Here is a 25,111-nt window from a genome sequence, read left to right on the forward strand (position 1 = left end):
CAAATTAATGCGAGTCATTTTATAAATATCGAATATTTTAGGTGTTAAATTGGCACTGTTACCTACAGTTGTTTTGCGAAGAGATTTAAGTGATGAGAAATATGACACTTAAATTAAGCATCTTGAAACAATAACTTAAGGGACAGCTAACATGCACCTAAACCAAGGAAGAGTGGCCAAGAAGGTTTTTACACTCAGTACTCTCACCGCGTCATGCTTAATGGCGTTCAACAGCTACGCGGCTGTGGATTGTTCAACGTTAGAAGCGTGGGATTCCGCCACGGTGTACACCGGTGGTGATCAGGTTTCACATGACGGCAGCGCGTACTCAGCGAATTACTGGAATCAAAATAACAACCCGAGCCAATTTGAGGGTGACTATGCACAATGGAAAAAGATTGATGTGTGTAGTGGTGGCGGAGGTGGCGGTACGCCAAATGAAGTACCAACGGCTTCATTAACGGCACCCTCTGCTTCTGACGTGATTACTGAAGGCGATAATGTTGTATTGAGTGCAACAGCACTAGATTCTGATGGCAGTGTGGCTTCGGTTGAGTTCTTTGTTGATGGCGCATCTGTTGCGGTAGTCACAGCGGCACCTTTCGAAGCGACTTGGGCTGCAACGTCGGGTAATCATCAGGTTTCTGTTGTTGCAACGGATAATGAAGGCGCAGCAAGTGTTGCAAGTGCGGTTTCTGTTTCTGTTGATTCAGCACAACCAGGGAATGAAGCACCGACAGTTTCAGTTGCACTTTCAGTGACATCTGTTGATGTTGGTGGTGTAGTCACACTGACAGCAACGGCAGCAGATAGCGATGGCACGGTTGATAAGGTTGATTTCTACGTAGCGGGTGCTCTTGTGGGCACTGCTGCAACGAGCCCTTACACGTTAGATTACACAACAACTCAAGCGGGTTCTTTAGCGGTTTACGCGAAAGCAACAGACGACCAAGGTGCGACTGCAGATTCTGCGTTGGCATCTTTGACCGTGAACGGCGCTCCAACAGTGAGCACATGTCGCCCTGATGGCTTATATCAAACTCAAGGTGTCGATGTTCCTTACTGTACAATTTACGATGATGAAGGCCGTGAGAAAATGGGCGCAGACCATCCCCGTCGTGTCATTGGTTACTTCACAAGTTGGCGTGCAGGGGATGACCCACAAGCTGCTTACCTAGTAAATGATATTCCTTGGGAACAACTCACACACATTAACTACGCTTTCGTGAGCATCGGTTCAGATGGCAAAGTAAACGTCGGTGATGTAAACGATCCAAATAACGCAGCGGTTGGTAAAGAGTGGCCGGGTGTGGAAGTTGATCCGGCATTAGGCTTCAAAGGTCACTTCGGTGCATTAGCGACAGCGAAGAAAAAACACGGCGTGAAAACGTTAATCTCAATCGGTGGTTGGGCTGAAACAGGTGGTCACTTCGCGACTGATGGCAGCCGCGTGGCTGATGGTGGTTTCTACACCATGACGACCAATGCTGATGGTTCTATCAACCATCAAGGTATCGAAACATTCGCGACTTCAGCGGTCGAAATGCTGCGTAAGTACCAGTTCGATGGTCTAGATATCGATTACGAATACCCAACCTCAATGGCGGGTGCCGGTAATCCATACGACAAAGACTTCATGGAACCACGTCGTCAATACCTGTGGGCTTCGTACCAAGTGTTGATGAAAGTGCTACGTGAGAAGCTCGATGCGGCGTCTGCGCAAGATGGCAATCACTACATGTTAACGATCGCAGCGCCTTCTTCTGGTTACCTATTACGCGGTATGGAAACATTCGATGTAACCAAGTACCTCGATTACGTAAACATCATGTCTTACGACCTTCACGGTGCGTGGAACGATCACGTAGGTCATAACGCAGCCTTGTTTGATACGGGTAAAGATTCAGAGCTAGCGCAGTGGAACGTATACGACACGGCGGCTTACGGTGGTATTGGTTATCTGAACACGGATTGGGCTTACCATTACTTCCGTGGTTCTATGCCAGCAGGCCGTATTAACATCGGTGTGCCTTACTACACTCGTGGTTGGCAAGGCGTAACGGGTGGTGAGAATGGTCTTTGGGGCCGAGCAGCACTGCCAAACCAATCTGAATGTTCAGCGGGTACGGGTGAAGGCGAGAAAAACAACTGTGGCCATGGCGCTATTGGTATCGACAACATGTGGCACGATACCGATCCAAAAGGTAACGAAATGGGCGCGGGTTCTAACCCTATGTGGCACGCGAAGAACCTAGAGAAGGGTATTTGGGGCTCTTACGCTGAAGCTTACAAGCTTGATCCTGTGAATGATCCTTCAGATGTTCTAACGGGCACTTACACGAGAAACTACGACAGTGTGGCGGTTGCCCCTTGGTTGTGGAACGCAGAGAAGGGCGTATTCCTTTCAACAGAAGATAAACAGTCTATCGACGTGAAAGCGGACTACGTTATCGACAAAGAGATCGGCGGTATTATGTTCTGGGAACTAGCAGGGGATTATAACTGTTATGTTCTCGATGCGAATGGCAACCGAAGCTCTATCGATACGACTGAGCAAGCGTGTAACAGCGGTAACGGTGAGTTCCACATGGGTAACACCATGACGAAAGCTATCTACGATAAGTTTAAGTCTGCAACACCATATGGAAACAAAGTAGCGACGGGTGCTATTCCAACAGAAGCGCTAGATATCGCGGTATCGGTTGGTGGCTTCAAAGTCGGTGACCAAAACTACCCAATCAACCCTAAGATCACGTTCACGAACAACACAGGGCAAGCTCTTCCGGGTGGAACTGAGTTCCAATTCGATATCCCAGTATCTGCACCTGATAACGCGAAAGATCAATCGGGTGGTGGTTTGACCGTGATTGCTTCAGGTCATACTCGCGCGGATAACATCGGTGGACTAGATGGAACCATGCACCGAGTGGCGTTTACGTTGCCGACATGGGAAGAGCTTCCTGCTGGCGGTGTGTATGAGTTAGACATGGTGTATTACTTGCCAATTTCTGGCCCTGCTAACTACGCGGTGAATGTCGGTGGCGTTGATTACGCGTTTAGCTTCGAGCAGCCAGATCTACCATTAGGTGATATCAGTTCAGGTGGCGGTAACCCTGGCGATGGTGGCACCAATCCAGGTACATGTGATACGGCAGGTTTAGCGGTTTACCCAGACTTACCTCAGAAAGATTGGGCAGGTAACCCAAGCCATGCAAACACAGGAGACCAAGTGGTTCACAACGGTAGTGTTTACCAAGCAAACTGGTGGACAAGTTCTGAACCGGGTAGCGATGGTAGCTGGACTCAAGTTTGTTCTTAATTTAATGCTAAGCAAACTATTTATAGACAATAGAGTGTAGTAATAGGTAATAAACACAAATGCTTTTAAGTCTATTTATCAGGAATTAGTATCAATTAAGTAATCAATCTAGACGTAAAATCAAAAAGCCGAACTGAATCCAGTTCGGCGTTTTTGTTATAAGTCACAGATTACGTATAGAAACCCTTAAAAATATCGACACTCGTTCAGTAAAAAATAAAAACATGATATAAAACAGTCTGTATATAAGAGAAGTCACAGCGTTACCTGAAATTATAAATCTACGGGGTAATCTTGAAAGTCAGACGTAAATACATTCTTAATTTTTCAATTGCGCTCGCCGTCGTGTCGATGATTCTTTCTGCCTTTCAATTTAATCGAACTGAAAGGTCATTGTTGGAATCTAACCAACTGTTTTTTCGTACGATTGTGAACGCGAGTTACGATATTGTCGACACCACAGTTAATGAGGCGATAAAGACATATCTTAAAGGAATTACGGATACCGTTGCGTCTCATGTATGGCATACCACGCCAGAACAAGAAGTTGAACAGGTAAGCCAAATTGCCCGTGAATTGCATATTGGACAATCGGGTTATATCTATTTGATGTCACCCCAAGGCGTCCATCTCTACCATCCATTCTTGCAAGGTCAGAAGCGTGGGCATCTTACTCATATCCAAAAACAGCTCACTATTGACTCTGGCATGATCGAGTACTTTCACGCTAACCCTCATGAGATAAGCCGCAGAGCCAAAGTCGCTTATTCGATGAGGCTACCGAGTGGTAATACTTTGGTTGCGACGACCTATAAAGAAGAATTGATGTATTTGGTCGATCTTGAAGGTTTAAAAGATAAACTTAGAAAGTATGCGTTTGGTGATAGCGGATATGTGTACATTGTCGATCTGCAGGGTAACTTAGTGCTTCATCCAGATTATGAGCACAAATCATTGAAATCCTTAATAGGCTACTCGTCTGAACTGCTTATTGATCGAATCGCCACCAAAACCAGAAGGTCAATTCAGTTACTCGATTTCCAGTGATAGTGGCACGACCAACAAAAAAATCTTCTATAAGTTTTACCCTTATCTTAATTGGGTCATTTCTGCAGGTATCTTAGAGCAAGAGCTTAATCGAAATCATAGCCTATTGTTTATTAGCTTGATGGCTTTGGTTGTAAGTTTGTTGAGCATTATTGTCGTGTTGGTGCTTTACCTGCGGCATCGTCATCTTAGAATCTTGGATGTGGCAAGCCTCGATTACCTTACTGGGCTTCCTAGTCGACGGAGTTTTATCGAACAGCTAAAACTGAAAATTACTCAAAGGTCGCCTTATCCGCTAACAAATGTCGGTGTCATTTTGCTGGATATTGACCATTTCAAGCGGGTGAACGATCAATATGGTCATGCTCAAGGCGATAGGGTTATCTGTGAGGTCGCAAAATCACTGAAGAGATTTGTTAACCGTCGTCGTTTGATTGCACGCTATGGCGGTGAAGAGTTTATTTTGGTGACGTTTGATTGTGATGAACATGAGTTATTCGAATTATCAGAGGCGTTACGGTTATGTGTTGAGCAACTTCAAGGTTTAGTGTCGCCAGTAACAATCAGCGCTGGTTGTTGCCATGCTCAAGCACTGACTGACATTGAAACCGCTATCGATAAAGCCGACAAAGCGCTTTATCAAGCAAAAGAGAGTGGACGTAACAACACTCAAGCGTATCGAGAGAACGAATATCACGTTGCTTACATGTGATCGGTTGAAAGCCTCATTGAATTGAAAAGTTTTGTTCACACAAATCGAGCTCTTGAGAACGACAAACACAAAAAAGCCCAAATAGATCGCTCTATTTGGGCTTTTTCAGAATTATTTGAAAGGCTAATCGTTAATTTAAGCTTTCGCTGCTTTCATCGCTTCCGTTTTTTTTTCCTTTTGCATTTTTGCAAGGAAGTAGATGTTTACACAAGCGATAAAGCCGTTGGTGGCTGCAACTGGCCATGCGTCAATCATGATGCCGTATGCTGTGAAGAGTGCACAGCCAATAAAGTTAAGGACACGCAGACGAACGATATCTTTCATTGTTAATGAAATTGCGACCATAATAGACGCAGCGTAACCTAAAATTTCAACCATATTGAATTCCATTGTTTGACCCTCTTAAATTTGCCGATACTTTGTCGGTACCAATTCTTCTCTTCATGAGATGATTGAGGAAGCTCCGTGCCTCGAATGGTCTGGTTTTGTTTAACGGGGAGAACTATACCAACTCTGTTTTTGTGATTAAACCCCCAAAACAGACAGAGGTGAAGGTTAGCGATTACGCAAACGTTTAATGACCTTTCTATTAACATAATTACTATTTATGTTGGAGGTTGAATTGATAGTTATTCTTATATAGGTAAGGAAGCCTCGAATGATAAAACGATCCATTTGTGCAACAAAAAGCATAAAAAAAGCAGCACTATTGGCTTTGATGGCTATTGGGCTGACCGCATGCTCTACGCAAGAAATACCACCCACACACAATTATGGTGTGGTCACTAGCGGTGACTTTGGTTTCATGAAACACGGCGTGATGACGTACTCCTGGCACCCTGAGTCAGAAAAGGTTTACCTTTCTCAAAAATACGACGAAACCGTGGTAACCGATTTAGTGCGTGATTCGATTCAAGAACAGCTCTCAAGTAAAGGTTATCAGTTAAAGCAGGATGGTGTCGGTGATGTTGTTGTAGGCTTTGGATTAGCGGAAGAATCGGAACTGAACGATGAGTCTATCTTCGATGCGATTAAGCTATCTACTGGTGTGCCATTTTACGATGGTGAAGGTAAAGTCGCGGAGAAAGGGTCGTTGTACATTGCGTTTTTCGTACCTAACTCAGAGGTCGTACAATGGCAAGCATTAGCACAGTCTGGCATCCAACCTGATTTAGAGCCAAGCGAGAGCAAACAGCGTATTACTGACTTTGTTGAAATGTTATTTAGACGCATGCCTGAGCGATAGCATTAGGCGTTGAATGCATTCGTGGAGTAAATATTAGTTGTGGAAAATATGGTCAGATCGCAGATTATACTTTTTTATTTGTAACGAATGGTACAAATACGTAAAGCAACGTAAAGTTCGCGCTTCTTTTGCTAGCATTTGTCTATACTGCTCAAAACGTTAACTTAGGTTTGATTCAATGAAACTGTTTTCCAAATACTCTCTCCCTCTATTAAGTATATTCATTGTAAGTAACGCCGCGATGGTAAGTAATGCAGCTATCGCAGCACCTTCTATAGTACCAAGCCCACCTAGCCTAGGCGCAAAAGGGTATGTGTTAATTGATTTTAATTCTGGTGATGTGCTGGTAGAAAAAAACGCACATACGAAGTTAAACCCAGCAAGCTTGACCAAACTGATGACCAGCTATGTGGCAGGTCAAGAGATGAAGCGAGGCAACATCTCTGCTGATGATCAGGTACGAATCAGTGAGAACGCGTGGGCGAAGAACTTCCCAGACTCTTCAAAAATGTTCATCGAAGTAAACACCGATGTAGCAATGATGGATCTTTATCGTGGCTTGATTATTCAATCCGGTAATGATGCTAGCGTTGCGATTGCAGAGCATGTTGCAGGCTCACAAGATGCATTCGTTGACCTGATGAACTCTTGGGCTACCTCTCTGAAGCTAGAAAACACCCATTTTGCCAATGCACATGGTTTGGATGCAGACGACCTCTATTCGACTCCTTACGATATCGCGTTACTCGGTCGTGCCATTATTCGTGATTTACCGGATGTGTATGGCTTATACAGCGAACGCTCTTTCAGTTACAACGGCATCACTCAACATAACCGTAATGGCTTGTTGCGTGATAGAAGCTTAACCGTTGATGGCATGAAAACGGGCTACACCTCTGGTGCTGGCTACAGTTTGGCGAGTTCAGCGACACAAGGTGAGATGAGACTTATCGCGGTTGTGATGGGCGCATCAAGCGTTAAGAGCCGTGAATCAGACAGCAAACAGCTGTTGAGCTACGGTTTCCGTTTCTTCGATACACTAAACCCGCATAAAGGCGGCGATCAAGTGGCTGAAGAGAAGGTATGGTTTGGTGAGCAAGACACATTGAAATTAGGTGTGGCAGAAGACACGTTCATTACGTTGCCTAAGTCAGACAGTAAAAAGCTGACTGCATCTATCGAGCTTAACTCTGAACTGAAAGCGCCAATTGCAGAAGGTCAAACTCTAGGTGTGGTTCATTACACCGTTGATGGCGAAGATGTTCAAACTCAGCCTTTGATCGCGCTTGAAGCGGTTGAACAGGGCGGTTTGTTCAAACGTTTAATAGACTACGTTAAGCTGTTCTTCGCGAGCCTGTTCTAAATAGAGCCTGTGGCGATAAGCCGCGCTGAAAAGTCGAAATATTATGGGTGTTGTGAGTGAATCACAGCGCCCTTTGTTATTTCTACATCAATGAAAACGCCGCGCCGCACTATCTTTATTAGCCGTAGCGGGCGGTTTCGATTACTATACGCAAAATTTAGCAGTGTAGTCACTTATGACGATAGATATAAAGAACGTAACCGAACCCGAAGTAACCTGTGCAAATTGTCAGGCATGCTGTTGTCGTTTAGAGGTTATGATCATCACAGATACGGGCGTACCTGAAGAGCACATCGCTTATGATGAATGGGGCGGTGAAACCATGAAGCGCTTAGACGACGGCTGGTGTTCTGCGGTAGATAGAGAAACACTGATGTGTACTATCTACGAAAACCGACCATGGATCTGTCGCGAGTTCGAAATGGGCTCTTTCGAATGTGTTGACCAGCGCAAAGATGTGATGGGCTAGGCGTCTGCAGTATTGAACTCAGTAACTAAAGTACGCTAATGAACTGTGATAATCACATTAAAATTAAATATCAGGGTTCTATACCTTAAGCAGTTGTAGAACCTTGATGCGTTTTATGAGATCAAATATTGAGTGAGATAAGAGTCTTAGCTCGATAAGTTAGAGTTTAGAACTCGGAAGGCACTTCAAACTCCATCCATTCACCGGTTGTCGGGTGAATCAACTTTAAGTAGCCAGCGTGCAGGTGTAAGCGCTCGCGTTTGTATCCGTATAAGTCGTCACCACGAATAGGTACACCAAGCCCTAATGGATGAGCACAGTGCACTCGCAGCTGGTGGGTTCGCCCTGTTTTAGGGTACAAGTGAACCTTGGTTTTGCCATTGTGAGTGCTAACCACTTGCCAATGGGTCTCTGCATTTCGGCCGTGTTGGTGACAAACCAGTTGTCTTGGTCTGTCCGTGATGTCGCCGCGCAAAGGAAGGCTGATATTGCCAGATTCGCCCGTTATCTCGCCATCTAACAAAGCGGTGTAGCGTTTCTCTACGGTTCTATTAATGAACTGCTTCTGAATATGCTTGTTTGATTCCGCCGTGAGCGCCAAGATCAACAAACCTGACGTCGACATATCCAACCTATGGATAATCAAAGGACCAGTCGCATCCGGGTAACGCGCTTTTATGCGGGTATAAACTGAATCTTCGATGAACTTACCGGGAACCGACAAGAACTCTTCAGGCTTATTGACGACTACGATTTCATCGTCTTCATAAACAATATTAAAAGACTTACCAACCGCAGGGTTCACGATAAGCGGGTTATCTTCTAGCTCTATGCCACTTAACTGGTGTTCGAGGATCTCAAAGCTTTTACTCTGACAAACAGGGTAGAGGTTTGCGTGTTGTCGAATGATGTCTGTAGGCGGTAATCCCCACCAAAACTCAGATAATGCTAACGGCTTGAACCCGTGTTCAAACGCAAAGTTAAGCAACTTAGGTAGGCAGCAGTCACCAGAGCCTTCAAGCGCGTCTTTACCATCGAGCAACTCGAGTAAATTCTTAGATTGCTTGGCTTGATTGATAAAGCGATAGTGAGAGAGGCGTTGAGTTTCCAACTGTTGTGAAACTGCTTGGTGATCTTGCTTACGGTTTTTCAGTTCGCTTTCAATCAAATCAATTTGTGATTGGCGCTCTGCGATCTTCTGTTTCCACTCAATACGAAGTGCTTTTAGGTCACGTTTCTCTTGGCTACTTTGATTGCCCAGTTGTTTGAGCAAATTCGCCGCTGACTCTAGATTCCCTAATGCTTTTTCTTGATTGGCTTGTTCTCTGAGTTCGTTACGCTGAGCTTTGTTTGCGGCCATTGCTAACTGAAAGGCTTCGATAGCTTTTGCTGATTCGATTTTTAACCCTTCAAGCTCGGCCAATAATGTGTCTAGATTGTGCGACTGTTGCAGCTTTTCAATGTCGTCCGAGAGCTGCAATTGTCGAGCAAGGTTCGCACTGTTTTGAGATTGAAACTGTTTTGAATCGAAGGCTGGTGGAACAAAGTGAATGTTGTTTAACTGAGAGACCAAAGCCGGATCTAACTGCAAGCCTGAAAACGCAGAAAGGTAACCTAACCCTTGTGTGGTTGGATTCTGAACAAGAAGCACAGCGTAGAGATTACCTTGCGAGGTTTCATTCACACCACAGTCGACAAGTGATTGCTGAAGCTGCAGCATAGCGAATTCACACACAGGGTGCGGGGTATAGTAATACGGAAACGTAAAACGAGTCGGTAGCGCTAAATCGACATTCGTGTTTGCTAGGTGCAGAGGTGTGTATTGAGCGAGGTTTGTTGGCATTAAGATCAAACTCTATGGCTGTTCAGTTAGAGTTCGGTATTGTTGTCGAAATGAAGACAAATGAGAAGCCAAAGCAGAAGATAAATCGGCTTTGGCTTCATTTAGTTTCTTGTGTTTACTCTAGCAAGCACGTGTTTGAGTGAAACTCGATCAGTTCGAGTGTTCTAGCTCTACTTGCTCAGCTTTTTGGTAAGCAGGGTGGCTCTTTAAAAGTTCACCGTATTTAGCGATGTTAGGGTAAAGCGCAGTTGCACCAAAGTTACCAACGATTTCTACGATGAACGACATCATAAAATCTGCACCTGTTAGTGTGTCTGCAACCAAGTAGGTTTTACCTTCAAGTGCATTATTCACGTAAGTTAAGATCTTTTGGTTTTCATCGTCTGCATAACCGCCTAGGAAGTTAGTTTCACAGCCGTCCTTCATTACAAAGATCTTAAGCAGCATTGGCAAAATACCTGAACTCTCAGCGAAGTGAAGCCATTGCGAATACTCAACGTAGTTTGCGGTGCCGCGTGTAGGTGCGAACTTACCCTGACCGTATTTGTCGATTAGGTATTCCGTGATAGCACCAGATTCAGTGATCACGACGCCATCGTCTTCAATGACAGGAGATTTACCCAATGGGTGAATGGATTTGAGTTCTGGTGGTGCAAGAAAAGTGACACTGTCTCGTTGGTAGGGTTTGATTTGGTAATCTACCCCAAGCTCTTCCAATAGCCAGATGATGCGCTTTGAGCGCGACTTATTCAGGTGATGCAAAGTAATCATGATTCTACCTAGTTAACGGGTTCAGTTTATTGAATTTATTTAGCTTCGTTCGTTTTGATAACAAGCTTACCGAAGTTCTGACCTTCCAATAGGCCCATGAATGCTTGTGGCGCATTTTCTAGACCTTCAACCAGGTGCTCACGATAGTGCATCTTGCCTTGAGACAACCATTCTGTCATTTGAACAGCAAATTCGTTGTAACGGTGTGCGTAGTCATCAAAGATGATGAAACCTTGCATCTTAATTCTTTTAACAAGCAGCATACCCATCAGGCTAGACATACGATCTGGTCCTTCAGGCAGTGAAGTCGCATTGTATTGAGAGATAAGGCCACACACAGGAATACGAGCACCTGTGTTAAGCAGAGGCATTACTGCATCGAATACCTTGCCGCCAACGTTTTCAAAGTAAACGTCGATGCCGTTGTCACACGCTTTAGCCAATTGCTCCGCGAAGTCGTCAGCTTTGTGGTCGATGCATTCATCAAAGCCAAGAATCTCTTTCGCGTACTGACACTTCTCTTGACCGCCTGCAACGCCGATAACACGACAGCCTTTTAGTTTGCCGATTTGTCCAACGGTTGCGCCTACAGCACCTGTTGCTGCTGCAACGACTAGCGTGTCGCCTTCTTTAGGTTGGCCGATATCAAGCAAGCCCATGTAAGCGGTAAAACCAGGCATACCCATGATGCCAAGCGCGTAAGAAGGGTGCGTTGGTTCTTTGCCGAGTTTGATTAGGCCTTCACCGTTAGACACACCAAGATCTTGCCAACCTGTGTAAGCCAGTACCCACTCGCCAATTTCGTAATCAGCGTGGTTTGATTCTTCAACCTGACATACGGTTGCGCCTACCATCACTTCATCAATCGCAACGGGATCTGCGTAGGATTTAGCATCGCTCATACGACCACGCATGTATGGGTCTAGAGAAAGGTAAACTGAGCGAAGTAACATCTCGCCGTCTTTGATGCTTGGCGCAGCTATTGTCTCTAAACGGAAGTTGTCTTGAGTCGGTGCGCCAACTGGGCGAGAAGCCAATACGATTCGGCGATTGTCTTGTTGAGTCATTGGATGTCCTTAATTGTGTATTTTATACATTTAGAATTAGACCAGTCGTCTAGTCTTGTTGTCTAAAAATCCCGCCGTCATCAAATTGATAAGAGGGCGGGTGATTTTTTTAAGTTAAAGCCAATAAAGCGCGCTGCGCGTTATTAGCTTTCACCTTTTAAAATTCGTTCGGTAAGGCTCAAAGCTGACTGTAAGCTATGTGAGCTTTGGCTCAGCTTGCTCAATAAGCTGGCGCCTAACCACATTGAGTATAGGTTCTGAGCTGCTTCTTGGCTCTCTTCAACCTTTATGGAGCCATCTTCAATACCGCCGACAATGCACTGTTCGATGGTATTCGTCACTTTTTCTGCACCCTTTAATAGCGCTTGGCGCATAGGATCAGAAAGATCAGAAACTTCCGCGCTGAGTTTAACGACCAAGCATTTATGAGCATTGCAGGTGCCGTTTTCAATCTGTGACCATCGAGTGAAATAACTGACAATTCTCTGGTAATGGTTGCCTTCACCATGAACCAAAATAGTTTCAACTCTGCTGATGTAGGTCTCAAAATAGTGCTGGATCAGAGCCTCGCCAAATTGCTCTTTCGATTTAAAGTAGTGGTAAAACGACCCTTTCGGCACGTCCGCTTCTTTAAGCAATTGCGATAAGCCAACGCCGTTAAAGCCGTTGTTCACTATTAATTGGTAGCCAACATCTAAAACATGCAGGCGTGTGTCATTCGTTTTTTCGTTCATGGGCGGTACTATAAGTTAAATTAGACCAGTCGTCTAGTGGTCGGTTTTCGAGGGTATATTTGGTCGTTGTTACAGTAGCTAAATAGCTCAATATCTAAAGAGGCTTCAAATGTTCAGATATAAAAAAGCCCCGACATAGCGCGTATGTTGGGGCTTAAATCAGTAACTTCGATTATTTGATAGAGATGAGTTCTACATCAAAAATCAGAGTCGATGATGGTGGGATAGGGCCTGAACCGCCTTTACCGTAAGCTAGAGTGCTTGGAATAAATAGACGAACTTTTTGGCCTTCAACCATGTAAGTCAAACCTTCTTGCCAGCCTTTAATTACTTGCTTAAGAGCAAATGAGATTGGCTCGCCGCGCTCAACAGAGCTGTCGAAAACAGTGCCGTCGATTAGCGTACCGTGGTAGTGAACCGTTACTTTGCTGTTCTTAGTTGGGTGCTCTGTGCCTGTACCTTCTTCAAGAACGAGGTATTGAAGACCGCTTTCAGTCGTAATCACGCCTTCTTTAGTGCCGTTTTCAATTAGAAATTGTTGGCCTTGTTCGAAGTTTTCTCCGCCAGACTTATGATTCGTCCAAGTACGGTAAATCATGAAACCCGCCAAAAGAAAGACAATGACCGGGATGACAAATTTAGACATAGTAAAACCTATTTATATTGAGTGCTGAATTTCGTAGTTAATACAAAATGTGTTAATCAGTTGACTAAAGCCGTGATTATGGTTGAGTCAAAAGGTAGTTGATCGTTTTTGCAATGCCAGCAACGTCTTGGTGACCTGCTGTTAGTACTTGGTATTTACCGTTGATGATAAAGGTTGGTACTGAGTTGATCTGACCTTTTACTGAGATCTCTTCTGCTTGCTTAACGTAGTCGAAAAGAGCGACTTGCTGTTCTTTATTCAGCTGGTATGGGCTAACCAAACCACGAGAAGTAAACGCTGTCTCTAGTGCTTGTTGACGCTGCTCAGGTGTTGCATCTGCACCCATTTGAACGGCACTAAATAGGTCGTCCATGAATGCGTGGTCAGGCGTCGCATCAAGCTGCATCACTGCTGTGTAGTAGATCATTGCGCTGATTTGAGCGCTTTCGTTGAACGTCACGTGCATCTTGCCAATAGTTTGGTCTGTTAGAGATTCAATCTCTGGAATGGCACTTTCCATTTGACGGCAGTGACCACAGTTAAGAGAGAAGATTTCTGTGATCGGAGACAAGTTAAATTCTGTTAGAGCAGTAGGAAGCGCTTCGTATTGAACGCCTTTTTGTGGCTCGTCTGTTTCACTACAACCCGCGATAATGAGTACGGCAGCGAGTGCTGTGATGAATTTAGTAAATGGTTTAAACATAATGTTTGCTCTAGCGTTGAGAAGTCGTGAGATTCTAACTATTTAGTACGAATTGGAAAACAATTATAAGGTAAATAAATGCAAACAGTTCGAACTAGCGGCTGAAGACAAGCTAGTAGACGGTTAACTGTGATCAACAGCACTTTTTTGGGTTCTGCTTTCTTTTCGTCTAAAGTTTTTCCCTCGGTGCCGATATAGACATTAGTGAATGGTTTATCTGCATGAGTGGTTGGTGAAGTAATGAGATATTTAGCGATAATGTTAAGCATAGCTTTGGCTGGGTGTGAAGCCACGTCACCAACTGACTTACTTGGCGGTGACATGCTAGAGACTGCACCACAAACCGATTACGACTTGATGCATCCTGAATGGGGTGTGGTTCAAACGACTCATGTAGCAAGCAATCGTGGGTACTCTATCCAGAGTAGCACTCATCAACACAGAACCATCACGACCAACTACGGACGTGGCGTTTCGACTAACGACCCACTGGAAGTCTTTTTAAGACAAAACCGTATCGATTTTGAAGTGTTGCCGGGTAACCATGTGATGGTAAAGCTTGAGCAGCACGTGAACTTTAAAACAGGTTCAGCATTCCCTGAGCCAGCGTATAATCAATGGCTAGATACGCTAGGCAGCTACCTTGCTCAACGCCAAGATATTGATGTGGTGATTGAAGGGCACACCGATAACACGGGCACAGATCGAATCAATGATCCGCTTTCAGAGCAGCGAGCAAAAGAAGTGAAGGCTCGATTAGAGAGTAACTATGTGTCGAGTCGTTCTATTTATACTCGTGGCTTCGGTGAGTATGTTCCAGCTTGCACCAACGCTTCTGCCCAAGGCAAGGCGTGTAACCGCCGTGTGGAATTGATGCTGATTGTCACGAAGTAGTCGTTTGAACTTTCGCGCCCAATTTGAAGCGATTAACGCCAAATAACAGACATAAAAAATCCCTCACATTCGAGGGATTTTTTGTATCTGACTTTTGTTGCTTTATTGCTTATGCAAACTGCTTTTCTAAGTAAGTCACGATATCTGAAGATTCGTACATCCACTCAGTTTTACCGTCTTTTTCGATACGTAGACAAGGCACTTTCACACGACCGCCGCCAGCTTCAAGCTCAGCACGGTGTTGCTCGTTGTTTTTTGCATCACGAAGTTCAAATTGAACCGACTGACGTTTCATCGCGCGGCGCACCTTCACACAAAATGGGCACGCTTCGAATTGGTATAACGTGTGCGTTTTTGCTTGCTCATTTACTTTGCTTTGTTCTTCTTGAGAACGCTTCACACCACGTGGGCTGAAAACAAAATTCAATAACAAGATGACACGACCTAAGAACCAACGGATAAACTTCATAACTCTCTCTACATATTTAAAATTAGCGTTACAATTTGCAGCATTATATACACAAGTTTTGTCAGATGCTCGCAACAAACCGCTAATATCTATTTTGTCCGTTCGATCGTATGAGACTTAGCCACATTTAGCCCTAAACGCTTAGACAGTCGAGTCAGATTTGCTCGGTCTGTTTTCAGAACTCGCCCTGCTTGTGCCCAGTTAAAGTTGGCATCTTCCAACACCTCAGTAATGATACTGCGTTGAAAATCGTCCGTTGCACCACGTAGCCCTGCAGAAAGGTCGATCGTTGGTGTCGATAATGGTGTGTTTTTCACCTGAGTCGTCGCAATTGGCTGATCTTGGTCTAGAGGACCACAATCTTCCTTGGTGATTGTCACCAGGTTTTTATTGGTGCTGCGCGCTAACGCTTTCAATGCGGAACGACTGATCACATGCTCAAGTTCACGCACGTTACCCGGCCAACCATAACGGTTTAGGAAAGAAAGAACGTCGGAGCGGAACTTAACTTGGTTGATACCAAGCTTACGACGCGCTTGCTCTAAGAAGAAACCCGCTAATAGGCTGATGTCGTCACCACGATCTTTCAGTGCAGGCACCGCGATAGGGTACACACTCAATCGGTGGTACAAATCGGCTCTGAATCGACCGTCTTCAACTTCTTGTTTTAGATCTCGGTTTGTCGCTGCCAATACTCGCACATCAATGGTTTGAATGTTGTCTTGGCCAACCGGTTGGATTTCGTTGTTTTGTAGAGCACGTAGGAGCTTACTTTGAGCAGCCAAAGGCAACTCACCAATCTCATCAAGGAACAGTGTGCCACCATCGGCTAAAGCAAACTTACCTAAGCGGTTTTTGTCTGCGCCAGTGAACGCGCCACGAACGTGACCAAACAGTTCACTCTCTACTAAGTTTTCAGGAATTGCAGCACAGTTTACGTAGACGAGTGGGTTACGTTTACGTTGAGATTGGTGGTGCAGGGTGCGAGCCACGAGCTCTTTACCAACCCCGGTGTCACCATGAATCAGGATGTTGAATTCAGACGGCGCGACAACAGCGATGTCGTTCTTAAGTGCGACCATGGTGTCACTGTTACCAATCAACTCGCCGCCGTCACGTTCCCACGCTTCGACGTTCAACTCTTCGAGTAATTGCTTTGACTGTTTTGCTTGATGTTCAAGTTGCGAGAAGGTCAGTGCCATCTGCATGGTTGAGGCTGCAATAGCCGCCAGCACTTCAAGGTTACGCGCCGGAATATTCGCGAAGACATCAGGTTTCAAGCTATCTAGAGTCAGAATGCCCAATAACTTGTCGCCAAATAGCAAAGGCAAGCCCATACAAGCATGCATTGGTAAATCGCCATCATGGTCAATAAGCAAACCATCGAAAGGATCGGGTAGGGAGCTATCAGCATCGAAACGAACAGGAGAGCGAGACGCGCAGATCTCTTCAAATCGTGGGTGTTCTGAAATGATAAAGCGACGACCGAATGTATCTCGGCTGAGCCCTTGCATTGCGATAGGTACTAGCGTGTCGCCTTGAAGGCTTAAAAGCGCGACACAATCACACGTTATGGTTTTGCGAATGGCATCGATCAGGCGATTGAAACGATCTTGATCGTTGACACCACTTGCGAGGCCAATGGTCATTTCCATGAGGGTAGATGCGGAGATATCTTGCATAAAAAACTCTAACTGTGTGCTTATCTACATGATAGAGTCTTATTGACTTAAAAAAAAGGTCTTTTTGACATTGTTATAAGATGGGTTTTGAAAAGGAGACCAGTAATGACGAGGATTGATAAAATTGGCACTGATTGTGCAAAAGAGACAGCGAAGCCCAATTATAGCGCTGATTAAACAGACTATTCTTGATCTCAATCAATCAGGTTGCATTAATCAGGTTTCGCGATTTTTTGAAATGAAAACGAGTCAAAATAACTCAGTTTCTAAAAATAACTAAGGTTTCAGAAAATCGATAAGTCATTCTTAATTTTTAGTAGTCAAAATGACATATAGGTCATAAGGCTCAGTGTTCGGAGTAAATTCATGCTTAACAATGCACATATCGAAATCATCAAATCTACTATTCCTCTACTTGAGAGCGCAGGCCCAGCTTTAACTCAGCATTTTTATCAACGTATGTTCACGCATAACCCTGAGTTGAAAGATATCTTCAATATGACTCACCAAAGAACAGGTCGCCAAGGCGTAGCACTGTTTGAAGCTATCGCGGCATATGCAAAGAACATTGAAAATCTAGCAGCGTTAACAACTGCCGTTGAACGTATTGCTCAGAAACACACAAGCTTTAACATTCAACCAGAGCACTACCAAATTGTTGGTTTGCACCTGATTGAGACATTACGTGAACTAGCTGCTGACGCCTTTACTCCAGAAGTGGAAGAAGCATGGACAGCCGCTTACCTATTCTTGGCGCAAGTATTCATCGATCGTGAAGCTGAACTTTACCTACAGCGTAAGCAAGCTGTTGGTGGTTGGGAAGCAGCGCGTGCGTTTGTGATTGCAGACAAAATCGAAGAGTCAGCGCTAGTAACAAGTTTTATCCTTCAGCCAAAAGACGGCGGTGAAGTTCTGGATTACACACCAGGTCAATACATCGGTATCGAAGTGAAACCAGAAGGCTCTCAATACAGCGAGATTCGTCAATACTCACTGTCTGATAAGCCAAACGGCAAGCAATACCGTATTTCTGTTAAACGTGAAGGACAAGGCCAAGAGACACAAGGCGTTGTATCTAACCACCTACACGATACGGTTGCTGTTGGTGATGAGGTTAGCCTATACGCACCAGCGGGTGACTTCATGTATCAAGAGCGCAGCAAGCCAGTAACACTTATCTCTGCAGGTGTTGGTGTAACGCCAATGCAGTCTATGCTTGAGTTCCTAAACACGGAAGATAAAAACGAGCCAGTACTTTACCTTCACGCTTGTGAGAACGTAGGCCAACACTCTTTCACGACTCGTGTTAAAGACATTGTTACCAACAAAGGTTGGGAAGCGAAAACGTGGTACATGAACAAAGACGAATCTGCATGTGAAAACACGCATCAAGGCCAAATGGATCTAGCGTCTATCTCTGATACTAAAGGCTTTGAAGAGAGCGATTTCTACATATGTGGTCCTGTTGGTTTCATGAAGAACATCGTGGAACAACTAGACGCACTCAAAGTTGATCGTTCACGCGTTCACTACGAAGTATTCGGCCCTCACGCTAACTTCTAAGAGCTCAAGGTAGTTGTGTTAACACTCGCCTGATCTATTAAAAACCTTGCCTATTCAAAGGCCTCACAGTGTGAGGCCTTTTTGGGTTTGGTTGGTTTTGTCTGACATCATCGACTACTGCAGAACACGATGGTTCAGCTAAGATCTTTTCGCTTCTATCTAAGAACGTTTCACCTTCTTAGACATGTAGTCGGAATCAAAAAATTCAGGCCAGTACATTTTCACGTAACCACCTGCGACCCAAATTACTAGGATGGTGGCGATGGTTAGCTCAAAGAATCCGAACTTGTGCAGCCAGTACCATTGTGGGTATTCCGCGCCGAAAAATGTGGTTAGACGATGCATGGCAATAGCGCTGATAACGGATGGGAAGGTGACGGCAGCAATTGAAGGTTGGAACTTCAAACGCATTAGGCGGATGTAACACAAGTAAATTAACAGAGTCATGGTGATGGCAATGCCCGACAATGCACCTGTTAGAATTGGGTCTGGGTTGTCGAAGTTAACCAAGTAAGCGGCTAAAGATAAGTTAACCGGAGCTGCCATGATAGCGAGTGTTGGTCTTGCTCGGCGAGGAAGATTGCCTTCGAACACCAAGCGGTACAACACCACTGGCAACATAAGGAAATAGATACCAATACAAGTGACAGCAAGTGTTTCTGAAAATACAGTGTGCCCGAACTGTGTGCCTGCTAAGGAGCTGCTGATCAAACCGACCGGATACAGAAACCAACTCGGTACAATGTTCGACATTTTGAAGTTGATGATCTGAAAACTAAAGAACAACACCATCATGGTAAAGTGCAGCAATAGCGCGCAGAACCAAACTGGATAGGCGATAGCTGGCGATATCTCGGCTAAATAGTCGCACAGAATCAATAAAGCCATGCTCATTGGTGCCATCAAGCTTCCACTTAACGGGTGGCGAATGTCATTAAGGAAGGTATTAAAGCTCGTTAAATAGCGCAGTAAAACAGGCAGCAATAATAGCGCGCCGAATGCAGCGAGGTAGGGACGAATTATCTCACCAATGCCCGGGATATATAACGCCCAAGCTTGTCCTAACCCAATAACGCCAAGTGCTAAAGACGCCTGAGATGGCGGCACATTTTTTACTTGGGTTAATCTTCTCCAGTTCAACGACTTACTCCGACTTAGTTAATTAAAGACTTTTAGAATATTTGCTTTAGTTAGAGTGTGTAGGCCTTTCATCAATAGATTTTGAGGGCACTCAACTAATTTTGAGTGGATGATACCAAGTTTAACGTTTGCTTTTTTGATTTTGATACGGAATCGGGAGATTAAGCACGTTGAATGTGTGCTTTTGTTTCATGAGTCATTTGTAATTAACATACTTTCTCTTGTTGAGGGAGATCTTGTTGTCTTAGTTTTTCGTTTTTCAGCGTACGATTAAGCAGTTGACTGTAAATTGGCTGCCCACCCAACATTTGAGCAATGATTACCGCACCTAAGCAGGTGATGATCAACGGCAGGATCAGGTAGTAGTTATTGGTCATTTCAATAACCAACAGTATGCCAGTGATAGGCGCTCGAACAGTGGCAGCAAATAAGGCTCCCATGCCAGCTATGGCAAACATACCCGGTTCAATATTCAGTTCAGGAAAGAATGCAGCTGCGATAAGCCCGAACGCATAACCAAAGAGTGTTCCTAGCGCAAGCATTGGTGCAAAGATACCGCCTGGTGCACCAGAGCCGAAACAAAGCAGGGTAGTGAGGACTCGGCCTAAGAAAATCAGCAACAACACATTGGCGCTGTAGCTGCCATTCGTGATGTTCGGGATGATACCAATACCACCACCGGTTAATTCAGGTATATAGAGTAGCAACAAGCCAAAACAACCGCCAAGTAGAGTGCCTGTCATCAAGTAGCGTTTACGGTCATTCTTGTGGATCGCCACAAACAGGTCTTGGGAAAGCGTAATCAGCTTATTGAAAATTACACCGAACAGACCGAACAACACACCTAACAGCAAGAACAACCAAAGTGCGTCGAGTTCAGGTGGCTGGTACTGAGGTATTGTAATAACGGCTGATTGACCATTGATAGAGCGAAATACAATGTTGGCCGAAACTGCTGAGATGATGACGGCTTTGATTGATATGAGTGAGTAGCGAAACTGTGGTCTCATCTCCTCAACCACAAACATGATGCCAGCTAGCGGTGCATTGAATGCGGCGGCTAAGCCACCAGCGGCACCTGAAGCCAACAGTGAATGGCGAGTGTCATCATCTTTGACTCGAAAGATATCTGTGACCATACGACCGATACTGCCGCCCATTTGAACGGTTGGCCCTTCGCGGCCTAAAACCATACCAGAGCCTAACGCGCCCATGCCGCCAAAGAATTTTACGGGTAATACTCTCCACCATCGAACAGGGCGCATGCCGTCCATTGCCCCTTCGATTTCAGGGATACCTGAACCGGCAGCTTCTGGAGCAAAACGGTGAACGAGAAAATAGCCAATAAAGGCGAATGCAGCACTAATAAGGAAAGCGGCAAGCCACAGTGGTAGATGGCTACCGATTTCATCTTTTAGCCAATCGGTACGGGTTTCTGTGATGAAATGAACCGCAACTTCGAAATAGGTACCCACTACACCTGCAAGTACACCCACAATACAAGAAAGGAAGAGAACCGAAGCTGGGGTCTTATCTCTTGAGAGAAATTGATTAATAGCATCCCTTGGCATTTTGGCTAATAAGGACTGCTTAATTTTCTCTCTTCTGGTCATAGAGATAAGTTTCCTGAATGAGTTAAGGCGGGGTTGCATTAAATTATACGCTTCCTCTGCATATCCTATAGCAACAAAGTTGAAAAGTTGAATTCCATTTATTGAATGTACGTGTTACATAAATGGAATCTATGGCCAATAGTGGAATCACCGTCACAATTTTGATCGATTCTCTGGCGGCGGCTTGAATATCCCCAAAAATGAACCATAGTTAAATCGTAAAGCAACATAACGAACCGCAAGGAGAAGTGAGGTTTTACACACAATTTGGATGGATTCAGAAACAAAGTTTTAGTTCCTCGTTAAATGTTCAGGTCGATATTTAAGGCTTCCTGATTCGCGAACTCACGATTGAGTAACGAGGGTGAGGCGTACTGAGTAAGTACGCCTTTAGTTCGTCTGGAGCATCCCATTTCCTCATTCCGCTTCTACTGCTTTATCTCTTCTGATTATTTTCGCGCCAACCTCTATTAACGAATCTCAGTGTAAACAATCGATTGGGGTCAACTTTTTGGTGATTGAGTATATACTCCCTTAAAAAGGAGAACTGATATGACTAAAAAAGTTCCTACAAACATCATTACGGGTTTCTTGGGTGTTGGTAAAACGACAGCCATCTTGAACCTGCTAAAAAATAAACCTGAGAATGAAAACTGGGCTGTTCTGGTTAATGAATTCGGGGAAATCGGCATTGACGGTGCATTGATGACAGATCAAGGCGCTTTGATTAAAGAAGTGCCGGGTGGCTGTATGTGTTGTACTGCGGGCGTGCCGATGTCGGTAGGTATTAATGCCTTACTTCGCCAAAAGCCAGACCGTTTATTGATTGAGCCGACAGGGCTTGGTCACCCTAAACAGGTTATAGCGACACTGACTTCCGATCAGTACACACCATATGTCGATTTAAAAGCGACGCTTGGTTTGGTTGACCCACGAAATCTGTCTAATGAAAAGTACACCTCGAATCAGAATTTTAATGATCAACTAAATAGTGCAGATGTGATTCTTGGTACTAAGGTTGACCTTGTTCATTCTGAAGACATCGATGTGTTCAATGATTGGGTGACGGATCAAACACCAGCAAAAGTCTTCCATAAGCTAATTCACGATGGTGAAGTGCCATTGGAAGTGTTAGACATTGAAAGAGTATACGGCAGTGCTTCATCTCATATTGAAGCGCATCATCACGATCACGCTGAACAAGAGCCTCAATTCCAACTTCCTCCTGGTGAAGCTTTCATCCGTAAAGAGAATAAAGGACAGGGCTATTTCAGTTGTGGTTGGTTGTTTGGCGCAGAGCATAAGTTCGACTTCGATGCGCTATTCTCTATGTTGTCAGATCTAACGGCCGAGCGTGTAAAAGCTGTCGTGAACACCGACCAAGGTTGCTACGCATTCAATGTGGCGAATCAAGTCGTGTCTGTGAACGAAATTACGCTTGATGGCTTTGAATCTCGACTGGAAGTGATCGACTCACAACTCATGCCGTGGGGCGATCTCGAGCAGATTCTACTCAAGCTGTGTGGCATCAAATAGCCTCATTTTTGCTGTTTGAACCAATGAACTCGGTGTTTACTTCGTTTAAGGCGGGGTAAACACCAGATTAAATGAGAAAGTTTGCGTTATATCACGATAAATGTGAGATAAATCACTCTAATTACTTTATAGTGCTCGGCTGAAATAAGAATGTAGGCTGTCTGCTTAAGGAACCCGTAACAATGTCATTTTCCTCTCAAGGTTTTGCTCCTGAATTAGTCAAAGCGTTGACTGAGTGTGGTTATGAAAAACTCACTCCAATTCAACAAAAAGCGATTCCAATGGCTCGTAAAGGCCATGATATTTTTGCTACTGCTCAAACCGGTACGGGTAAAACAGCGGCATTTTCATTGCCTGTTATCCAACACCTTTTGAACAGCGGTAAAAAAGCGTCTAGAGGAACGGCTCGCGGCCTTATTCTTGCTCCAACTCGAGAGCTTGCTGCGCAGATCGCTCAAAACATTAAAGACTACGTTAAATACACGGATCTAAGCGTTTCTGCGGTTTACGGTGGTAACAAGATGTCTTCACAAGTTCGTCAACTAGAACTGGGTGTGGATATTTTGGTTGCAACACCTGGTCGTTTAGAAGAGCACTTAGAAGCGGGTAACGTGTCTATTGCTAACCTAGAATTCCTAGTATTTGATGAAGCTGACCGTATCCTTGATATGGGCTTTATCAATGCCGTTCGTAAGATCATGTTGGATGTAGAAACATCACCGCAAATCATGATGTTCTCTGCAACGACTTCTACTCAGTTAAACCAACTGTCTGTTGATATTCTGCGTAAACCAAAACGTATTAGTGTTGAGCGCGAAAACTCAACGGCTGCTACTGTCGGCCACGTGGTTTACCCAGTGGATCAAGAGCGTAAAACAGAACTGCTTTCTGAGCTGATTGGTCGTAAAAACTGGCGCCAAGTGCTTGTTTTTGTTAACTACAAAGAAACAGCGAACGATGTAGTTAAAGAGCTTAAGCTAGACGGCATTAAAGCAGTATTGTGTCACGGTGATAAAGCGCAAAGTGCTCGTCGTCGTGCTCTAGACGATTTTAAAGAAGGTAAAGCGCGTGTAATGGTAGCAACCGACGTTGCGGCTCGTGGTCTTGATATCGAAGACTTACCACACGTAATTAACTACGACATGCCTTTCCTAGCGGAAGACTATGTTCACCGTATTGGCCGTACAGGTCGTGCAGGTAAGCAAGGTCACGCTGTCTCTTTCGTTAACCGCGAAGAAGAGCTGACTGTCGTTCAAGTTGAAAAACTGATTCAACAGCGCATTCGTCGTGTTGAACAACCGGGTTATGAACCGAAGAAACGTGATGCTTACATCGAGAAGCTGAACACTAAATCGGCTTACAAAAACCGTCAGGGTCGTAAGAACAACGCGAACGAAGAGCCACAAGATCAAGCAAGCGCTGAACGTCGTTTGACTATGATGAAGCGAATTAAAAACCGTCGTAAGTAATTACGGTTGGTGATTGAAAAGAGCCACTGTTATGTGGCTCTTTTTGTTTGTATTGATCGCAATATTGTTTATTGTCATTACTGCTTCGTTTCAACCTCGCTTCATTTCAAGCCCGATCAAGAAACAAGAACTAATAAATAAAAACAAGTCGATAAGGTAATAATATGGATAGCGCACTACTTTGGGCTTTTATTCCCACGTTTTTCTTCGTGTCAATCACGCCCGGTATGTGTATGACTTTGGCGTTGACACTTGGAATGAGTGTTGGATACAAGCGTACATTATGGATGATGATCGGTGAACTGGCTGGTGTCGCTGTGGTTTCTATTGCCGCGGTATTGGGTATCGCTTCGATCATGTTGAATTACCCATGGCTATTTACGGGCTTTAAATTTGTTGGTGCGGGCTACCTGTTTTATTTAGGCGTTCAGATGTGGCGTTCGAGAGGCAAACTGGCGATCAGTACTGACAACCAAACAACAAAAGTCAGCAATGATTGGGACTTGGTGGTTCAAGGTTTTGTCACTGCAATTGCGAACCCAAAAGGCTGGGCGTTTATGATTTCTTTGCTGCCTCCTTTTATTAACAGCAATAAAGACTTAGCACCGCAGTTGTTCATTCTCGTGTCAATCATTCTGGTTTCTGAGTTTGTTTGCATGACCTTATACGCGACAGGCGGAAAGAGCTTAAAGCATATGCTGGGCAAAGCCGACAATGTTAAGTTGATGAACCGCATTGCAGGTACGTTGATGATGGGCGTTGGTGTTTGGTTGTTCGTGAGCTAATTCTGGTTAGCCTACAACGAGCAGAGATCCCCGACTCAGT

At 44.6% G+C, this 25,111-nt stretch carries 20 protein-coding genes and 1 pseudogene; 10 read left to right on the forward strand and 11 right to left on the reverse strand.

Going from position 1 to position 25,111, the window contains the following annotated elements; translation table 11 throughout:
- Positions 1-151 precede the first annotated feature (151 nt).
- Positions 152-3,319 carry a glycosyl hydrolase family 18 protein gene (locus F0229_RS13590; RefSeq protein WP_017072213.1) on the forward strand — a complete coding sequence of 1,056 codons (3,168 nt, stop codon included), beginning with the start codon at positions 152-154 and terminating at the stop codon, positions 3,317-3,319.
- A gap of 294 nt (positions 3,320-3,613) precedes the next feature.
- Positions 3,614-5,078, forward strand: a pseudogene (locus tag F0229_RS13595) (diguanylate cyclase).
- Between the two features lie 135 nt (positions 5,079-5,213).
- Here the strand turns inward: F0229_RS13595 and F0229_RS13600 are convergent.
- Positions 5,214-5,468: a YgjV family protein gene (locus F0229_RS13600; protein WP_017068159.1), complete on the reverse strand. Its 255-nt coding sequence runs from the start codon at positions 5,466-5,468 to the stop codon at positions 5,214-5,216.
- Between the two features lie 268 nt (positions 5,469-5,736).
- Here F0229_RS13600 and F0229_RS13605 point away from each other — a divergent pair, with 268 nt between their 5' ends.
- From F0229_RS13605 to F0229_RS13615, 3 genes are all read left to right on the forward strand, one after another.
- Positions 5,737-6,324 carry a DUF4136 domain-containing protein gene (locus F0229_RS13605; protein ID WP_171733054.1) on the forward strand — a complete coding sequence of 196 codons (588 nt, stop codon included), beginning with the start codon at positions 5,737-5,739 and terminating at the stop codon, positions 6,322-6,324.
- 178 nt (positions 6,325-6,502) lie between these two features.
- Entirely contained in the window at positions 6,503-7,687 is a 1,185-nt protein-coding gene (locus F0229_RS13610) for a D-alanyl-D-alanine carboxypeptidase family protein (RefSeq protein WP_017064476.1), read from the forward strand.
- Between the two features lie 175 nt (positions 7,688-7,862).
- Positions 7,863-8,156: a YkgJ family cysteine cluster protein gene (locus tag F0229_RS13615; RefSeq protein ID WP_080582263.1), complete on the forward strand. Its 294-nt coding sequence runs from the start codon at positions 7,863-7,865 to the stop codon at positions 8,154-8,156.
- A 166-nt stretch (positions 8,157-8,322) separates the two neighbouring features.
- Here the strand turns inward: F0229_RS13615 and F0229_RS13620 are convergent, their stop codons facing one another.
- The 6 genes from F0229_RS13620 to F0229_RS13645 all read right to left on the reverse strand — a co-directional run bounded on the left by F0229_RS13620 (position 8,323) and on the right by F0229_RS13645 (position 13,920).
- Positions 8,323-9,999: an RluA family pseudouridine synthase gene (locus F0229_RS13620; protein ID WP_017062646.1), complete on the reverse strand. Its 1,677-nt coding sequence runs from the start codon at positions 9,997-9,999 to the stop codon at positions 8,323-8,325.
- A 150-nt stretch (positions 10,000-10,149) separates the two neighbouring features.
- Entirely contained in the window at positions 10,150-10,770 is a 621-nt protein-coding gene (locus F0229_RS13625; protein ID WP_017064479.1) for a glutathione S-transferase family protein, read from the reverse strand.
- Positions 10,771-10,805: 35 nt separating this feature from the next.
- Positions 10,806-11,837 (reverse strand): NADP-dependent oxidoreductase, encoded by a 1,032-nt coding sequence (locus tag F0229_RS13630; RefSeq protein WP_017062644.1) that lies wholly within the window; start codon positions 11,835-11,837, stop codon positions 10,806-10,808.
- A gap of 143 nt (positions 11,838-11,980) precedes the next feature.
- Entirely contained in the window at positions 11,981-12,571 is a 591-nt protein-coding gene (locus tag F0229_RS13635) for a TetR/AcrR family transcriptional regulator (RefSeq protein WP_017062643.1), read from the reverse strand.
- 172 nt (positions 12,572-12,743) lie between these two features.
- Positions 12,744-13,217: an FKBP-type peptidyl-prolyl cis-trans isomerase gene (locus tag F0229_RS13640; protein ID WP_017062642.1), complete on the reverse strand. Its 474-nt coding sequence runs from the start codon at positions 13,215-13,217 to the stop codon at positions 12,744-12,746.
- 76 nt (positions 13,218-13,293) lie between these two features.
- Complete coding sequence (locus F0229_RS13645; RefSeq protein ID WP_171733055.1) at positions 13,294-13,920, reverse strand: thioredoxin domain-containing protein; 627 nt, start codon at positions 13,918-13,920, stop codon at positions 13,294-13,296.
- A 258-nt stretch (positions 13,921-14,178) separates the two neighbouring features.
- On the opposite strand from F0229_RS13645, the gene F0229_RS13650 reads away from it, so the two are divergent.
- Positions 14,179-14,814 (forward strand): OmpA family protein, encoded by a 636-nt coding sequence (locus F0229_RS13650; RefSeq protein WP_029235219.1) that lies wholly within the window; start codon positions 14,179-14,181, stop codon positions 14,812-14,814.
- Between the two features lie 109 nt (positions 14,815-14,923).
- Here F0229_RS13650 and F0229_RS13655 read toward each other — a convergent pair whose 3' ends face one another.
- Together F0229_RS13655 and norR are read right to left on the reverse strand one after the other, a co-directional pair.
- Positions 14,924-15,283: a glutaredoxin gene (locus F0229_RS13655; RefSeq protein WP_017062638.1), complete on the reverse strand. Its 360-nt coding sequence runs from the start codon at positions 15,281-15,283 to the stop codon at positions 14,924-14,926.
- An 89-nt stretch (positions 15,284-15,372) separates the two neighbouring features.
- Positions 15,373-16,965 carry a nitric oxide reductase transcriptional regulator NorR gene (gene norR / locus F0229_RS13660; protein ID WP_017072223.1) on the reverse strand — a complete coding sequence of 531 codons (1,593 nt, stop codon included), beginning with the start codon at positions 16,963-16,965 and terminating at the stop codon, positions 15,373-15,375.
- A gap of 366 nt (positions 16,966-17,331) precedes the next feature.
- Here norR and hmpA point away from each other — a divergent pair, with 366 nt between their 5' ends.
- Complete coding sequence (gene hmpA, locus F0229_RS13665) at positions 17,332-18,528, forward strand: NO-inducible flavohemoprotein (RefSeq protein WP_171733056.1); 1,197 nt, start codon at positions 17,332-17,334, stop codon at positions 18,526-18,528.
- Between the two features lie 159 nt (positions 18,529-18,687).
- On the opposite strand, the gene F0229_RS13670 is transcribed toward hmpA, so the two are convergent.
- Together F0229_RS13670 and clcA are read right to left on the reverse strand one after the other, a co-directional pair.
- Complete coding sequence (locus F0229_RS13670; protein ID WP_061038186.1) at positions 18,688-19,668, reverse strand: TDT family transporter; 981 nt, start codon at positions 19,666-19,668, stop codon at positions 18,688-18,690.
- 206 nt (positions 19,669-19,874) lie between these two features.
- Positions 19,875-21,281, reverse strand: a complete 1,407-nt coding sequence (gene clcA / locus F0229_RS13675; protein ID WP_017062634.1) for a H(+)/Cl(-) exchange transporter ClcA — start codon at positions 21,279-21,281, stop codon at positions 19,875-19,877.
- Between the two features lie 552 nt (positions 21,282-21,833).
- Here clcA and F0229_RS13680 point away from each other — a divergent pair.
- From F0229_RS13680 to F0229_RS13690, 3 genes are all read left to right on the forward strand, one after another.
- Positions 21,834-22,817 carry a GTP-binding protein gene (locus F0229_RS13680; protein WP_017069160.1) on the forward strand — a complete coding sequence of 328 codons (984 nt, stop codon included), beginning with the start codon at positions 21,834-21,836 and terminating at the stop codon, positions 22,815-22,817.
- 182 nt (positions 22,818-22,999) lie between these two features.
- Positions 23,000-24,286, forward strand: coding sequence for a DEAD/DEAH box helicase (locus F0229_RS13685; protein ID WP_017062632.1), 1,287 nt, complete (start codon positions 23,000-23,002; stop codon positions 24,284-24,286).
- 164 nt (positions 24,287-24,450) lie between these two features.
- Complete coding sequence (locus tag F0229_RS13690) at positions 24,451-25,071, forward strand: LysE family translocator (protein ID WP_017064486.1); 621 nt, start codon at positions 24,451-24,453, stop codon at positions 25,069-25,071.
- The last annotated feature ends 40 nt before the right edge of the window (positions 25,072-25,111 follow it).

The organism is Vibrio sp. AIC-3, from assembly GCF_013114515.1.
GTDB classification, from domain to species: Bacteria; Pseudomonadota; Gammaproteobacteria; order Enterobacterales; family Vibrionaceae; genus Vibrio; species Vibrio crassostreae_C.

What these genes read in the sequence shown, in the direction of transcription:
- F0229_RS13590 (WP_017072213.1), top strand. Translation starts at nt 152, where the DNA reads ATGCACCTAAACCAAGGAAGAGTGGCCAAGAAGGTTTTTACACTCAGT.
- F0229_RS13600 (WP_017068159.1), bottom strand. Translation starts at nt 5,468, where the DNA reads ATGGAATTCAATATGGTTGAAATTTTAGGTTACGCTGCGTCTATTATG.
- F0229_RS13605 (WP_171733054.1), top strand. Translation starts at nt 5,737, where the DNA reads ATGATAAAACGATCCATTTGTGCAACAAAAAGCATAAAAAAAGCAGCA.
- F0229_RS13610 (WP_017064476.1), top strand. Translation starts at nt 6,503, where the DNA reads ATGAAACTGTTTTCCAAATACTCTCTCCCTCTATTAAGTATATTCATT.
- F0229_RS13615 (WP_080582263.1), top strand. Translation starts at nt 7,863, where the DNA reads ATGACGATAGATATAAAGAACGTAACCGAACCCGAAGTAACCTGTGCA.
- F0229_RS13620 (WP_017062646.1), bottom strand. Translation starts at nt 9,999, where the DNA reads ATGCCAACAAACCTCGCTCAATACACACCTCTGCACCTAGCAAACACG.
- F0229_RS13625 (WP_017064479.1), bottom strand. Translation starts at nt 10,770, where the DNA reads ATGATTACTTTGCATCACCTGAATAAGTCGCGCTCAAAGCGCATCATC.
- F0229_RS13630 (WP_017062644.1), bottom strand. Translation starts at nt 11,837, where the DNA reads ATGACTCAACAAGACAATCGCCGAATCGTATTGGCTTCTCGCCCAGTT.
- F0229_RS13635 (WP_017062643.1), bottom strand. Translation starts at nt 12,571, where the DNA reads ATGAACGAAAAAACGAATGACACACGCCTGCATGTTTTAGATGTTGGC.
- F0229_RS13640 (WP_017062642.1), bottom strand. Translation starts at nt 13,217, where the DNA reads ATGTCTAAATTTGTCATCCCGGTCATTGTCTTTCTTTTGGCGGGTTTC.
- F0229_RS13645 (WP_171733055.1), bottom strand. Translation starts at nt 13,920, where the DNA reads ATGTTTAAACCATTTACTAAATTCATCACAGCACTCGCTGCCGTACTC.
- F0229_RS13650 (WP_029235219.1), top strand. Translation starts at nt 14,179, where the DNA reads ATGTTAAGCATAGCTTTGGCTGGGTGTGAAGCCACGTCACCAACTGAC.
- F0229_RS13655 (WP_017062638.1), bottom strand. Translation starts at nt 15,283, where the DNA reads ATGAAGTTTATCCGTTGGTTCTTAGGTCGTGTCATCTTGTTATTGAAT.
- norR (WP_017072223.1), bottom strand. Translation starts at nt 16,965, where the DNA reads ATGCAAGATATCTCCGCATCTACCCTCATGGAAATGACCATTGGCCTC.
- hmpA (WP_171733056.1), top strand. Translation starts at nt 17,332, where the DNA reads ATGCTTAACAATGCACATATCGAAATCATCAAATCTACTATTCCTCTA.
- clcA (WP_017062634.1), bottom strand. Translation starts at nt 21,281, where the DNA reads ATGACCAGAAGAGAGAAAATTAAGCAGTCCTTATTAGCCAAAATGCCA.
- F0229_RS13680 (WP_017069160.1), top strand. Translation starts at nt 21,834, where the DNA reads ATGACTAAAAAAGTTCCTACAAACATCATTACGGGTTTCTTGGGTGTT.
- F0229_RS13685 (WP_017062632.1), top strand. Translation starts at nt 23,000, where the DNA reads ATGTCATTTTCCTCTCAAGGTTTTGCTCCTGAATTAGTCAAAGCGTTG.
- F0229_RS13690 (WP_017064486.1), top strand. Translation starts at nt 24,451, where the DNA reads ATGGATAGCGCACTACTTTGGGCTTTTATTCCCACGTTTTTCTTCGTG.